Raw genomic sequence first — 13955 nt, 5'->3', positions numbered from 1 at the left:
GAAAGGTGAAAGGCGGAAGGCGGAGGGCGTTTGAACCCTCAACCTTCTACCTTTTAACCCTCTACCTTATTTAATCTAATGTAATATCTAAACCTAATCCGCGTAACTCATGTACCAATACGTTGAACGATTCCGGTACACCTGGCGTTGGTAGGTTTTCACCTTTAACAATGGCTTCGTAAGTTTTGGCTCTTCCGATTACATCATCCGACTTAACGGTTAAGATCTCCTGAAGAATATTAGCTGCACCGAATGCCTCTAATGCCCAAACCTCCATCTCACCAAAACGCTGACCACCGAACTGGGCTTTACCACCTAATGGTTGTTGTGTAATTAATGAGTATGGTCCGATTGAACGGGCGTGCATCTTATCATCAACCATGTGACCTAATTTCAACATGTAGATAATACCTACAGTTGTGGTCTGATCGAAACGCTCACCTGTTAAACCATTGTACAAGTAGGTTTTTCCTGAAGCAGGAACACCCGCTTTAGCAATCCACTCTTCTACCTCATCGTGCGTAGCACCATCAAAAATCGGCGTGGCAAATTTAACACCCAATTCTTTACCGGCCCATGCCAATACGGTTTCATAGATCTGACCAAGGTTCATACGTGAAGGTACACCCAGTGGGTTCAACACGATATCAACCGGGCTACCATCAGCTAAGAAAGGCATATCTTCATCACGTACAATACGTGCAACAATACCTTTGTTACCATGGCGACCTGCCATTTTATCACCTACTTTTAATTTACGTTTTTTAGCCACATAAACTTTTGCCATCTGTACGATTCCCGAAGGAAGCTCATCACCTACACTGATTGCGAACTTATCGCGTTTGTAAGCACCTAACTCTTCGTTCACACGGATTCCGTAGTTGTGAAGCAACATTTTAATCAGCTCATTTTTATCATCATCAGTAGTCCATTTGTTAGGGCTGATGTGTTCATAATTAAGCTCGGCTAAAATTTTCTGCGTAAACTTAGCTCCTTTAGCAACTAACAATTCCTTATAAATGTTATATACACCCTGCGATGTTTTTCCATTTACAATAGTAAATAGTTTGTCAACTAATTCTGCCTTTAATTTTTCAGTGATATTGTTATATCCTTTGTCTAATTTCTCAATTGCTGATTTTTCCTCGGCTTTTGTCGTTTTCTTAGCACGGCTGAATAACTTGGTATCAATTACCACACCCTGTATAGAAGGAGGAGTTTTTAAAGACGCATCTTTAACATCACCTGCTTTGTCACCAAAAATTGCGCGTAGTAATTTCTCTTCCGGTGAAGGATCAGACTCTCCTTTTGGCGTAATTTTACCAATCAAGATATCACCTTCTTTTACATCAGCACCAATACGGATAATACCGTTCTCATCAAGGTCTTTGGTAGCCTCTTCAGAAACGTTCGGGATATCTGGTGTTAATTCCTCTTCTCCACGTTTGGTATCACGTACTTCCAATTCAAACTCTTCAATATGCAATGAAGTGAAAACGTCATCACGAACAATACGCTCGTTGATTACAATCGCATCCTCAAAGTTGAAACCCTGCCATGGCATGAACGCCACTTTTAAGTTTCTTCCTAAGGCCAATTCACCATTTTCAGTTGCATAACCTTCGCAAAGTACTTGTCCTTTAGTTACTTTCTGACCTTTCTTAACGATCGGTTTCAAGTTGATACAAGTATTCTGGTTGGTTTTTTTGAATTTAATCAAACGGTAAGTTTTGCTATCACCTTCAAATGAAACTAAACGATCATCTTCGTTACGCTCATATTTAATAGTAATTTCGTTAGCATCCACATACTCTACCACACCGTCACCTTCTGCATTGATCAAAGTTCTTGAATCACGTGCAACACGACCTTCCAAACCTGTACCTACAATTGGCGCTTCAGGACGTAACAATGGTACGGCCTGACGTTGCATGTTCGATCCCATCAAAGCCCTGTTCGCATCATCATGTTCCAGGAACGGGATTAACGAAGCAGCAATTGAAGTAATTTGGTTAGGGGCTACGTCCATCAAGTCTAATTTCTCAGGCTCAATGATCGGGAAGTCACCCTCATAACGCGCTTTAACACGTGGTGTGGTAAAATTACCATTATCGTCATATTCTGCATTGGCCTGAGCAATGGTTTTACCATCTTCATCTTCTGCAGATAAATAAATAACGTCAGAATCTACAACTACTTTACCATCTTCAACACGTTTGTATGGTGTTTCAATGAAACCCAAATTATTGATTTTTGCATGCACACAAAGTGATGAAATCAAACCAATGTTTGGTCCCTCTGGTGTTTCAATCGTACATAAACGACCATAGTGGGTATAATGAACGTCACGTACCTCGAAACCGGCACGCTCACGTGATAAACCACCTGGACCTAAGGCCGATAAACGGCGTTTGTGTGTAATCTCTGCTAACGGATTCGTTTGATCCATGAACTGAGATAACTGGTTGGTACCAAAGAAAGAGTTGATTACTGATGATAACGTACGGGCGTTAATCAGATCAGTTGGTGTAAACACCTCGTTATCGCGGATGTTCATACGCTCACGGATGGTTCTCGCCATACGGGCTAAACCAACACCAAATTGTGCGTACAACTGCTCACCTACCGTACGTACACGACGGTTCGATAAGTGATCGATATCATCCACCTCTTCTTTAGAGTTGATCAACTTGATCAGGTATTTCACAATCGCGATAATATCAGCTTTTGTTAATACTTTAACCTCATCAGGGGTATTCATTTTCAATTTACGGTTAATGCGGTAACGACCAACATCACCTAAATCGTAACGTTTATCTGAAAAGAATAAACGATCGATGATACCACGGGCTGTTTCCTCATCAGGTGGTTCTGCGTTACGCAAAGCACGATAGATATTTTCTACAGCTTCTTTTTCTGAGTTTGAGGTATCCTTTTGTAAGGTATTATATATAATGGTATAATCAGCCTGACTTGCGCCATCTTCTTTTGATAAGATGATGCTTTTTACGCCAGCTTCGATAACCATATCAATGTGCTCGTCTTCTAAAACGGTTTCTCTTTCGAGAATCACTTCATTACGGTCGATAGAAACTACTTCACCAGTATCTTCATCAACAAAATCTTCAACCCATTTTTTCAATACCCTTGCCGCCAGTTTACGACCGATATATTTCTTTAAACCCGATTTACTAACTTTTACTTCGTCAGCAAGATCAAAAAGTTCCAAGATATCTTTATCAGAATCGTAACCGATAGCACGTAATAAAGTGGTAACCGGGAATTTTTTCTTACGATCGATATAAGCATACATCACGTTATTAACGTCTGTAGCAAACTCGATCCATGAACCTTTGAAAGGGATTACACGTGCTGAATACAATTTGGTTCCGTTAGTGTGACGGCTTTGACCGAAGAACACGCCCGGAGAACGGTGTAACTGCGAAACGATAACACGTTCTGCGCCGTTGATTACAAATGTACCTTTTGGTGTCATATACGGGATCGTACCTAAGTACACATCCTGTATAATGGTTTCAAAATCTTCATGTTCTACATCATTACAAGAAAGCTTAAGCTTTGCTTTTAATGGAACATTGTAGGTTAATCCACGTTCAATACACTCGTGTATATCGTAACGTGGCGGATCAACAAAATAATCAAGAAACTCTAATACGAAGATATTTCTCGAATCTGTTATTGGAAAGTTTTCAGCAAACACTTTGAACAAACCTTCGCTAGAGCGATCGTCTGATGTGGTATCTATCTGGAAAAATTCTCTGAATGATTGCAATTGCACATCCAGAAAATCCGGATAGTCTATAATGTGCTTACTTGTTGCAAAATTTACTCTTTGTTCGACTGTCTTTGCCAATGGACTAAAAGATTTTAGTTTAAGAATAAACTATTTGTTTGGTTCGAATTTCAAACAGGCTCATTAACCAAACAAAATGAGGTGTTTATAAACAGGTAAAGACACCGACATTTTCAGTCGGTGTCTGATACATTTTTAGCTTAGCTAAGTTAAGTGATTACTTAATCTCAACTACTGCTCCAGCTTCTTCTAATTGTTTTTTAAGAGCTTCTGCTTCGTCTTTAGCAACACCAGCTTTTAATTCTTTTGGTGCACCGTCTACTAAGTCTTTAGCTTCTTTCAAACCTAAACCAGTTAAGTCTTTAACAAGTTTTACAACTGCTAATTTCTGACCACCAGCTTCTTTTAAGATTACATCAAAAGATGTTTTTTCTGCAGCAGCAGCAGGTGCATCACCACCAGCAGCAGGACCAGCAACTACAGCAGCAGCTGCAGGCTCAATACCATACTCATCTTTTAAGATTTGAGCTAATTCATTAACTTCTTTAACTGTTAAGTTTACTAATTGCTCAGCAAACGCTTTTAAATCTGCCATTTTATTAAGATTTTAAAAATTTACGTAAAAATAATTGTGTTTAATTTGCGAACTTAAGGTGTCCGTTAACCTTCTCTTTCCTGAAGAGTTTTAACAATTCCTGCAATTTTGCTACCGCCTGATTGAAGCGCAGATAGAACATTTTTAGCTGGTGATTGTAATAATCCAACGATATCTCCGATAAGCTCTTCTCTTGATTTCAAGCTTACCAGGTTATTCAATTGGTCATCGCCAACATATACTGATGAATCTATGAACGCTGCTTTAAGCACTGGTTTATCAGATGTTTTTCTCAAAGCTTTAATCAACTTAGCCGGAGCATTAGCTGTTTTTGAGAATAACAATGATGAAGAACCTTTAAGCGCTTCATATATCTCTGAAGCATCACCATCTAAACCTTCAATCGCTTTGCGGATTAAAGAGTTTTTAGCAACCTTCATTACGATATCGCCTTCAAAACATTTGCGACGGATGTTATTGATCTGCTCAACAGAAAGGCTGGATGTATCAGCAATATAAAAATTGCCAAATTCCTGCATTTGTCCTTGTAGTTCTAAAACTACTTCGTTTTTTTCTTCTCTGTTCATGATTAGATCCCCGCTACTGATTTTGTTTCAATTGCAATCCCAGGACTCATTGTTGAAGACACGTGAATGCTCTTAAAATAAGTTCCTTTTGCAGCAGATGGTTTTAATTTAGAAATTACTTGAATAATCTCAAGTGCATTCTCATAAATTTTGTCTGCTGGGAATGATACTTTTCCTATCGAGGCGTGTATGATACCCGTTTTGTCTACTTTAAAATCAATTTTACCTGCTTTAACCTCTGTTACAGCTTTACCAACTTCGTTGGTTACTGTTCCAGATTTTGGGTTAGGCATTAAGTTCCTTGGACCTAAAACACGGCCCAATTTACCTACCTTAGCCATACAAGCTGGTGTAGTGATAATAATGTCTACATCGGTCCAACCACCTTCAATTTTAGCTACATACTCGTCTAAACCTACGAAGTCTGCGCCAGCTGCTTTTGCCTCTTCTTCCTTATCAGGAGTTACCAAAGCTAAAACACGTACAGTTTTACCTGTTCCGTGTGGTAAAGTAGCAATACCACGTACCATTTGATTGGCTTTACGCGGATCTACACCTAAAGATACATCAATATCAACTGAAGCATCGAATTTAGTAGTAGTGATTTCTTTTACCAAAGCAGCAGCATCCTTCAAAGTATAAGCTTTACCAGCTTCTATTTTAGCATGTGCCTTTTTTTGATTTTTAGTTAATTTCGCCACTGTTGTAAACTGTTTTTTAATTAATTGTTCCAGGGTGCGTCACCAGAAACGGTGATTCCCATACTGCGTGCTGTTCCAGCAACCATACTCATTGCTGATTCGATTGTAAATGCATTTAAATCAGGCATTTTATCCTCAGCAATAACTTTAATCTGGTCCCAGGTCACCGACCCAACTTTCTTACGGTTAGGCTCAGCAGAACCACTCTGTAATTTAGTAGCATCTTTTAACTGGATAGCTACCGGAGGGGTTTTGATGATGAAATCGAATGACTTATCAGCATAAACAGTAATTACAACTGGCAATACTTTACCTGCTTTATCTTGGGTACGAGCGTTGTACTGTTTGCAAAACTCCATAATGTTCACCCCTTTAGCACCTAATGCAGGCCCTACTGGTGGCGATGGATTTGCCGCTCCGCCTTTGATCTGTAATTTGATCATTGCACTGACTTCTTTTGCCATTTTGTGTTTTTTGTTTATTTAAAACTCAATGTTAAATATTGGAAGCATGTAACATTTATTTTCCTTTATGTTCCTATAAAACCAAAAGGACTGCAAAGATATGGATTAACTTACAGTAAAACAATAGTATCGATAAAATTAATTTGAGTGCATTTTTTATGCAGCATTAAAATCCGAAATTAACCTATTGTATATATAACGAACAAATATTAAAATTATTCCCTATATGCTCCACAATCGCAACAAATTCACGGTGACAAAAAAAGCCCCGGATGATCCGGAGCTTTTTAAATATTTTAATGCTGTTGTTATTCTTTTTCTACCTGCATGTAGTTAAGTTCAAGTGGTGTTTTACGACCGAAGATTTTAACCATCACTTTCAGTTTTTTCTTCTCTTCGTTTACCTCTTCGATAATACCAGAGAAACCATTGAAAGGTCCGTCCATTACCTTGATGCCTTCTCCAACGTAGTAAGGAACGTTCATCGTTTCTCCTTGCTCGCTCATCTCATCAACCACACCTAAAATACGGTTCACTTCTGCCTGGCGCATTGGGATTGGGTTACCAGCTTTATCGCCTAAGAAACCGATTACACTGTTTATTCCTTTAATGATATGTTCTAATTCTCCATCTAATGTAGCTTCGATTAAAACATAACCCGGATAAAAGTTACGTTCTTTGGCAATTTTTTTACCATCTTTCATTTGGTAATATTTTTCCATTGGTATTAAAACCTGTGGAACCAAATGAGAGAAACCTAAACGGCTGATCTCAGCATCGATGTACTGTTTTACTTTCTTTTCCTTACCGCTAACTGCCCTTACAACGTACCACTTTAGATCGCTCATTAGTAAATATTAATTAGAAAGTGATTTATAAAAAGTATCTAACACAAATGTAGATCCTTTATCCATTGCAAAAATAACCAATGCAATAATTAAAGAAGCCACCAATACAAGAATTGCAGAACTTTGCAGTTCGCCCCAGGTAGGCCATGTAACCTTCTGGGTCATTTCATCGTACGATTCTTTTATAAACTCAACTACTTTAGCCATATCAAATTATTGAATGAATGAATGAGTAAATGAGTGGATGATATTACCTGAAAACTAAGCTTCAAATTCAATCATTCACTCATTCTTGTACTCAATCAATATTAAGCACGGGAACAAGGATTCGAACCCTGATCAAAGGTTTTGGAGACCTCTATTCTACCGTTGAACTATTCCCGTGTATTTTAAAAAGAGCTAGCCTAAACCAGCTCTTTTTTATTGTTGTAGCTTAAAATTAAGCTAAGATTTCAGTTACCTGACCAGCACCTACTGTTCTACCACCTTCACGGATAGCGAAACGTAGACCTTTTTCCATTGCAATCGCGTTAATTAATTTAACAGTGATTGTAACGTTATCACCTGGCATAACCATTTCAGTTCCTTCAGCTAGTGAGATCTCACCAGTTACGTCTGTGGTACGGAAATAGAATTGAGGACGATATTTGTTGAAGAATGGAGTGTGACGACCACCTTCAGCTTTTGATAATACATAGATCTCAGCTTTGAAATCAGTGTGAGGAGTTACTGAACCTGGTTTACAGATTACCATACCACGACGGATATCAGTTTTCTCAATACCACGTAACAATAAACCTACGTTATCACCTGCTTCACCGTAATCTAAGATTTTACGGAACATCTCCACACCAGTTACGGTAGATTTTAAGTTCTCAGCACCCATACCTAAGATTTCAACCGGATCTCCAGAGTTGATTACACCACGCTCAATACGACCAGTAGCAACAGTACCACGACCAGTGATTGAGAATACGTCTTCAACAGGCATTAAGAAAGGAAGATCAGTTAAACGTGGAGGAATTGGAATATAGCTATCTACAGCATCCATTAATTCCATGATTTTACCAACCCACTTAGCATCTCCGTTTAATCCACCTAGTGCAGAACCTTGGATTACAGGAATATCATCACCTGGGAATTCGTAGAATGATAATAATTCACGAACTTCCATTTCTACTAGTTCTAATAATTCTGGATCATCAACCATATCCACTTTATTCATGAATACAACCAATGAAGGTACACCAACCTGACGAGCTAACAGGATGTGCTCGCGAGTTTGTGGCATTGGACCATCAGTAGCAGCAACAACGATAATTGCACCGTCCATCTGAGCAGCACCAGTAACCATGTTTTTCACGTAATCCGCGTGACCTGGACAGTCAACGTGTGCATAGTGACGGTTAGCTGTTGAATACTCAACGTGAGCTGTATTGATAGTAATACCTCTTTCTTTTTCCTCTGGAGCAGAGTCAATTGAATCGAATGAACGTGCCTCAGTTAAACCAGCATCAGCTAAAACTTTTGTAATAGCCGCTGTTAAAGTTGTTTTACCGTGATCCACGTGACCGATTGTACCGATGTTTAAGTGCGGTTTACTGCGGTCAAATTTTTCTTTTGCCATTTTATTTATAACTAATTAGTAGGTTAACTTTTTATTATTTTTTATTAATTGTTTTGATGCAATGCAACACAAAAAACCTTGTCTACCCTGCATATTAAACAGATTTAACAAAGCTTTATTATTCCTGAGCCAAAGATGGGACTTGAACCCACGACCTCTTCCTTACCAAGGAAGTGCTCTACCGCTGAGCTACTTCGGCTTTTTAGTTTCCAGTTTCAGCATTCAGTTTCAGCAAAACCACTAAACTGACAACCGTTAACTGCTCACTTTATTTTTGGAGCGGAAGACGAGGTTCGAACTCGCGACCTATAGCTTGGAAGGCTATCGCTCTACCAACTGAGCTACTTCCGCTTTTAAAATTAGTGATTGATTGAATGAAAGAATGAGAGATTTATTCTGCCATTAAAACATTTGGTCATTCATTTAAAGTGTGGGGAGAGAAGGATTCGAACCTTCGAAGTCTTACGACAACAGAGTTACAGTCTGTCCCATTTGGCCGCTCTGGTATCTCCCCGTTTTTTACTTTAAAATGCTAACACTTTAACATAAAAAGAGCCTCCTATCGGAATCGAACCAATGACCTACTGATTACAAGTCAGTTGCTCTACCAGCTGAGCTAAGGAGGCTTTAAATTTTCTGCAATGATACGAAAAATCTTCATTTTTCATACTATTAACGTGTTTTTTTAAAACTTTTATCTTTTCACAGAACTATCCTTTTCTTCCTGGCCTAACACCGTTTCCGAAAGGGAATGCAAATATACACACTTATATTTCACTTCAAAATAATTTTGAAAAAAAATAATGAAGTTATTTAGATCAAAGCCTACCATACACCTCAAGGAGCTTCATAATCAATCTCTTAAAATCGAATATTTTTTCTTTTATTTATACCCTTTTTCTTCCTTAAAAGGATTACAATCTCCAATCACAATCCTTAACTGAAAATAAAAAATAAAATCAGGCAAAAAAAAGTCAAGATTTATGCTTCGTGCAGAGTTTTCTATGGAGAATAGCTTAGAAAATTAAAACAGGCTTATGGAAATTGTACCAACAGCTTTCTATTTCTTTAAATTATTTGAAGAAACCAACATAGAAAAAGTTTTCCTTTGAACGCTATCTTCTTAACTTTTATCAATATCGACATCTTTACAAAAAGCTAAGTTCGATTGACAATATTCCATTGAAGGATTCCCTTTAATACGCTTAGTCCATATCGTTACCTGAGCCGAAAGATAGTTATCGGATTTATTTCAGGATCTATCCAGCAGAAACGCCCGTCTGACCGGCCCGGGCCGAGGTTCTGCATGACGAAAACTATAAAAACTAAACAAAAAAGAGCGGCGCATTTAACTGCGCCACTCTTTTACATTTTTTATAATGAAGTGATTTTGTTAATAATCACCAGCTTCTATCTCATTCAAAATGGCTTTATGTTCACTCAATTTTGCACGCGTTTTATCTTTATGTTTAGTAATCTGCTTTCTTAATGATTCGATGGCCAGATCGGTGGCTTCTTCAAATGATTTACATTGTTCTTTAGCAAAGAGGGTGCCTCCTGGTACAATAAGTTTTATCTCACTGATTTTATTAGCCTCGTCCTCTACGTTCTCTAACTTTAAATACACTTCTCCGCTAATGATCTGGTCAAAAAACTGATCAAGCTTATTGGCTTTTTTCTGTATAAAATCTAACAACTTACTATCTGCATTGAAGTGGATTGATTGAACTCCGATTTTCATTTTTCCTCCTTTTTTTATGCCTTTGGATGGGCTTGTTTATAAATTGTTTTTAATCTTTCAATCGAATTGTGGGTGTAAACCTGGGTGGCCGCCAAACTGGCGTGGCCCAAAAGTTCTTTAATGGCATTTAGATCTGCACCTGCATTCAACAGGCTGGTGGCATAGCTATGCCGCAACACATGGGGGCTTTTCTTTTCATTGGTTGATACATGGTTTAGGTATGAGGTAACAATACGGTATATCAATTTCGGATAGGCCGCCGCACCTGTATTGGTAACGATTAATATTAGCAAATTGTTATCAAAGTTTTGCAACTTTTTTAGTTCGATGTAGGTATTTACCTGATTGATAAGCTGTTTATTTATCGGTATGATTCTTTCCTTGTTCCTTTTGCCCAAAACCCTTATGGTTCCTGAATAGAGATCAATATCAGTATCTTTCAATTGCAATAGTTCAGTTAAACGCATTCCCGTTCCAAAAAGCAGCTCAATTACCAGATGATCGCGAACAGAAGGGAAACTTTCATCGAAATAATGTTGAGAATCCAGTAAATGATCCATTTTCTGCGCATCCACGAAAACAGGCAGCCTTTTAGGTATTTTCGGCGACTTAATTAAAACTGCAGGATTTTGATGAATCTCCCCGGATTTATGTAAAAATTTATAAAAGCTCCGTAAAGCAGAGATTTTTCTGTTAATGGTATTCTCTGAATGCCCTTCGTCCATCAGTTCAACCAGGTAGTCGCGAAGTTGTTGATGTTTAACTTCGGTAAAACCAATTTCTAATGCCCGGATAAACACTTCAAACTGATCTAAATCCTTTTGGTAAGCGGTAATGGTATGCCGAGAATAGCGTTTCTCGTGAGTTAAATAGGTAATGAAACTTTTTTGCAACATTCAATAACGTTTTATGGGGCATTGACATGAAGTTACAAATAGTTTTGATATAAAGAAATCATTAACGAATTGTTTATTGCAAGTTTTTGACTTCTTTTAAAACCAAAAAATCCCCCTGAATTAACATCAGGAGGATTATAACATATTTATATCTTAAACAACTATGCAGTTGTATCTTGATTCATATTCTGAATGTAAACAGCATGTTTAATTTCAGTACGGCGGGCAACGGATTTTTTCTCGTATGCCTGGCGACTACGTAGTTCTCTCAATACACCAGTTTTTTCAAACTTTTTCTTGAAACGTTTAAGGGCTTTATCTAATGATTCGCCGTCTTTAATGTTGATAATGATCATAACGCTGAAATACCTCCTCTCGTGGTTTTTTAATTCTCCGTGTTATCGGGGCTGCAAATGTAAGCAAAATATTGAAAATGAGAAAGATTTTATAAAAAGAAATATTATTTCAATCATTGATTAAACTAAACTGTTGTTTAACTACATTTATATATACATTATAATTTATGACAAAAGGTAAAAAAGTAGGCTCGATTATCGCCGTGATAGTCGTAATTACACTGATCGCAATTTGCTACTATCGGTATTTCTTTGTTTTTGGAGAGGGTGTTAAGGCAGGCGAACTAAACTATGTAGTAAAGAAAGGCTATGTATTTAAAACCTGTGAGGGCAAATTAATTCAGAGTGGCATAAAATCGCGACAAACAGGAACCCTGCAGAACAACGAATTTGAATTTTCTATCGCCAATAAGGAAATTGCTGAAAAAATGATGGCCAATAGTGGCAAGTTTTTCGAATTACACTACAAAGAATATAAACACTCCCTTCCATGGCGCGGATTTAGCGTTTATGTGGTAGATAGTATTTTAACTTCGAAGGATATACCGCAGTAGGTTTAGGCTTTAGGCTTTATAAAACCTTCTGCCTTCAACCCTTCTTAGGTACTTTCGCTCCTGCTTTTCTGGCTTCCGATAATCCGATAGCAATCGCCTGCTTTTTGGAAGTCACCTTTTTACCTGATCCGCTCTTAAGTTTACCTTCTTTCATTTCGTGCATGGTTTCTTCTACTTTCTCACCAGCTTTTTCTGAATATTTTGCCATTTTATGATTCATTTAGTTCAGTAGTCATTTGTTCATTGGTAATGCCAAGCGCCAACTGAAAGCTGTTAATTTCTTTAATCTTTAATCTTTAATCTTTAATTAAAACATTACATAAAGAAGGGAAGTTTTAAAATTTCAAATAAAAAAATCCGGAGGTGGTTAAGCCGCCCGGATTACTCATAATATATTTGGTTTGTTGTTTCCTTATAAATGTACCTATTTGCTTTTGTCTTTAAGCTCTCTGTTTTAAGCTTTACTCAATACTTCACGGGCAATCACAATCTTTTGTATTTCAGAGGTTCCCTCTCCTATTGTACATAATTTACTATCGCGATAAAATTTTTCAACCGGAAAATCTTTGGTATAACCATATCCACCAAATATCTGAACGGCATCTGTAGCTACCTTTACCGAAACCTCCGATGCAAAATATTTTGCCATAGCCGATTCTTTTGTCATCGGTAAGTGCCTGTTCTTTAAATCAGCTGCCTGGCGGATCAATAGCTCTGCAGCTTCAATCTCTGTAGCCATATCAGCAAGTTTAAAACTAATGGCCTGGAAGCCGGAGATGGGTTGGCCAAACTGCTGACGCTGTTTCGAGTAAGCCACCGAAGCATCAAAAGCGCCTTTTGCTATGCCTAAGGCTAATGCAGCAATAGAAATTCTTCCGCCGTCCAAAACTTTCATGGCCTGTTTAAAACCTTCGCCAACATTGCCCAACAGATTGGCTTTCGGTACGCGGCAATTATCAAAGATCATTTCAGTGGTTTCTGATGCCCGCATGCCGAGTTTGTTTTCTTTTTTTCCTGCGGTAAAACCTGGCGTGCCACGCTCTACTACAATGGCCGAAATTCCTTTCGAACTTCCCTGCTCACCTGTTCTTACCATCACCACCGCAATATCGCCGCTTTTACCATGGGTAATCCAATTTTTGGCACCGTTTATAATGTAATCTTCGCCATCTTCAACAGCAGTAGTCATCATTCTTAAGGCATCCGAGCCGGTATTGGCCTCGGTTAATCCCCATGCGCCAATCCATTCGGCTGTGGCCAGTTTAGGCAGCCATTTCTGTTTCTGTTCTTCGTTTGCAAATGCCAGAATATGGCCGGTACATAAAGAATTGTGTGCGGCTAATGATAAGCCGATTGAACCACAAACCCGGGCCACTTCTACAATCACATCAACATATTCCTGATATCCTAAACCTGAGCCACCATATTCTTCCGGAACCAAAACGCCCATTAACCCTAATTCTCCGAACTGCTTAAATAATTCAATAGGAAAATGCTGTGCTTCATCCCACTCCATAATATGTGGACGGATGTTTTTCTCTGCAAAATCGCGGACCATGGCCTTTACACTTTGCTGAGTTTCTGTTTCTGAAAAATCGAAGCTTACGCTCATTAAATATATATTTTTATAGTTAGTTGAGGCAATTATAAACAATTATTTGATAGTTAGTTACCATTAAATATTTGTGCCATTACAGAATGAAATGGTATTCGGTTCAATTAGTTTCCCGGTTAATTTTAAACATCGAAAATTAAGGAGAAAAGTTTTTTAT

The 13955-nt window shown here is 38.1% G+C and carries 14 protein-coding genes and 5 tRNA genes; 1 reads left to right on the top strand and 18 read right to left on the bottom strand.

The window, feature by feature from the left end; translation table 11 throughout:
- Nucleotides 1-70: 70 nt before the first annotated feature.
- From rpoB to rpsU, 16 genes are all read right to left on the bottom strand, one after another.
- A complete protein-coding gene (rpoB, locus tag ACK1I8_RS02695; protein ID WP_412467809.1) occupies nucleotides 71-3874 on the bottom strand; it encodes a DNA-directed RNA polymerase subunit beta in 3804 nt (1267 codons plus the stop codon).
- 157 nt (nucleotides 3875-4031) lie between these two features.
- Nucleotides 4032-4409, bottom strand: a complete 378-nt coding sequence (gene rplL / locus ACK1I8_RS02690; protein WP_010601097.1) for a 50S ribosomal protein L7/L12 — start codon at nucleotides 4407-4409, stop codon at nucleotides 4032-4034.
- Nucleotides 4410-4474: 65 nt separating this feature from the next.
- Nucleotides 4475-4996, bottom strand: coding sequence for a 50S ribosomal protein L10 (rplJ, locus tag ACK1I8_RS02685; RefSeq protein WP_090502367.1), 522 nt, complete (start codon nucleotides 4994-4996; stop codon nucleotides 4475-4477).
- Between the two features lie 2 nt (nucleotides 4997-4998).
- Complete coding sequence (gene rplA / locus ACK1I8_RS02680) at nucleotides 4999-5697, bottom strand: 50S ribosomal protein L1 (RefSeq protein ID WP_025143259.1); 699 nt, start codon at nucleotides 5695-5697, stop codon at nucleotides 4999-5001.
- A 20-nt stretch (nucleotides 5698-5717) separates the two neighbouring features.
- The gene (rplK, locus tag ACK1I8_RS02675; RefSeq protein WP_010601094.1) at nucleotides 5718-6161 is read right to left on the bottom strand and encodes a 50S ribosomal protein L11; all 444 of its coding nucleotides are present in this window, start codon (nucleotides 6159-6161) and stop codon (nucleotides 5718-5720) included.
- A 308-nt stretch (nucleotides 6162-6469) separates the two neighbouring features.
- On the bottom strand, nucleotides 6470-7009 hold the full coding sequence (gene nusG, locus ACK1I8_RS02670) for a transcription termination/antitermination protein NusG (RefSeq protein ID WP_025143263.1): 540 nt from the start codon (nucleotides 7007-7009) through the stop codon (nucleotides 6470-6472).
- Nucleotides 7010-7018: 9 nt separating this feature from the next.
- Nucleotides 7019-7216, bottom strand: coding sequence for a preprotein translocase subunit SecE (gene secE, locus ACK1I8_RS02665; protein WP_029279332.1), 198 nt, complete (start codon nucleotides 7214-7216; stop codon nucleotides 7019-7021).
- Nucleotides 7217-7322: 106 nt separating this feature from the next.
- A tRNA-Trp gene (locus ACK1I8_RS02660) sits at nucleotides 7323-7393 on the bottom strand.
- Between the two features lie 55 nt (nucleotides 7394-7448).
- Nucleotides 7449-8636, bottom strand: a complete 1188-nt coding sequence (tuf, locus tag ACK1I8_RS02655) for an elongation factor Tu (RefSeq protein ID WP_010601091.1) — start codon at nucleotides 8634-8636, stop codon at nucleotides 7449-7451.
- Between the two features lie 127 nt (nucleotides 8637-8763).
- Nucleotides 8764-8835 (bottom strand) — tRNA-Thr (locus ACK1I8_RS02650).
- Nucleotides 8836-8911: 76 nt separating this feature from the next.
- Nucleotides 8912-8987: transfer RNA gene (locus tag ACK1I8_RS02645), tRNA-Gly, on the bottom strand.
- 80 nt (nucleotides 8988-9067) lie between these two features.
- Nucleotides 9068-9150: transfer RNA gene (locus ACK1I8_RS02640), tRNA-Tyr, on the bottom strand.
- A gap of 39 nt (nucleotides 9151-9189) precedes the next feature.
- Nucleotides 9190-9262 (bottom strand) — tRNA-Thr (locus ACK1I8_RS02635).
- Between the two features lie 767 nt (nucleotides 9263-10029).
- Nucleotides 10030-10377, bottom strand: a complete 348-nt coding sequence (gene hpf / locus ACK1I8_RS02630) for a ribosome hibernation-promoting factor, HPF/YfiA family (protein ID WP_412467808.1) — start codon at nucleotides 10375-10377, stop codon at nucleotides 10030-10032.
- Between the two features lie 14 nt (nucleotides 10378-10391).
- Nucleotides 10392-11273, bottom strand: a complete 882-nt coding sequence (locus tag ACK1I8_RS02625; protein WP_412467807.1) for a tyrosine-type recombinase/integrase — start codon at nucleotides 11271-11273, stop codon at nucleotides 10392-10394.
- A gap of 161 nt (nucleotides 11274-11434) precedes the next feature.
- Nucleotides 11435-11629, bottom strand: a complete 195-nt coding sequence (gene rpsU / locus ACK1I8_RS02620; RefSeq protein WP_086549247.1) for a 30S ribosomal protein S21 — start codon at nucleotides 11627-11629, stop codon at nucleotides 11435-11437.
- 167 nt (nucleotides 11630-11796) lie between these two features.
- Here rpsU and ACK1I8_RS02615 point away from each other — a divergent pair, with 167 nt between their 5' ends.
- A complete protein-coding gene (locus ACK1I8_RS02615; RefSeq protein WP_412467806.1) occupies nucleotides 11797-12183 on the top strand; it encodes a hypothetical protein in 387 nt (128 codons plus the stop codon).
- A gap of 34 nt (nucleotides 12184-12217) precedes the next feature.
- Here ACK1I8_RS02615 and ACK1I8_RS02610 read toward each other — a convergent pair whose 3' ends face one another.
- Entirely contained in the window at nucleotides 12218-12391 is a 174-nt protein-coding gene (locus ACK1I8_RS02610) for a DUF6496 domain-containing protein (RefSeq protein WP_412467805.1), read from the bottom strand.
- 246 nt (nucleotides 12392-12637) lie between these two features.
- Entirely contained in the window at nucleotides 12638-13795 is a 1158-nt protein-coding gene (locus tag ACK1I8_RS02605; protein WP_412467804.1) for an acyl-CoA dehydrogenase family protein, read from the bottom strand.
- Between the last annotated feature and the right edge of the window lie 160 nt (nucleotides 13796-13955).

It is taken from the genome of Pedobacter sp. KLB.chiD (assembly GCF_047040275.1).
Taxonomy (GTDB): Bacteria; Bacteroidota; Bacteroidia; order Sphingobacteriales; family Sphingobacteriaceae; genus Pedobacter.
The sequence above is the reverse complement of the archived record's forward strand: the minus strand, read 5'-3'. Positions and strand labels throughout refer to the sequence as shown.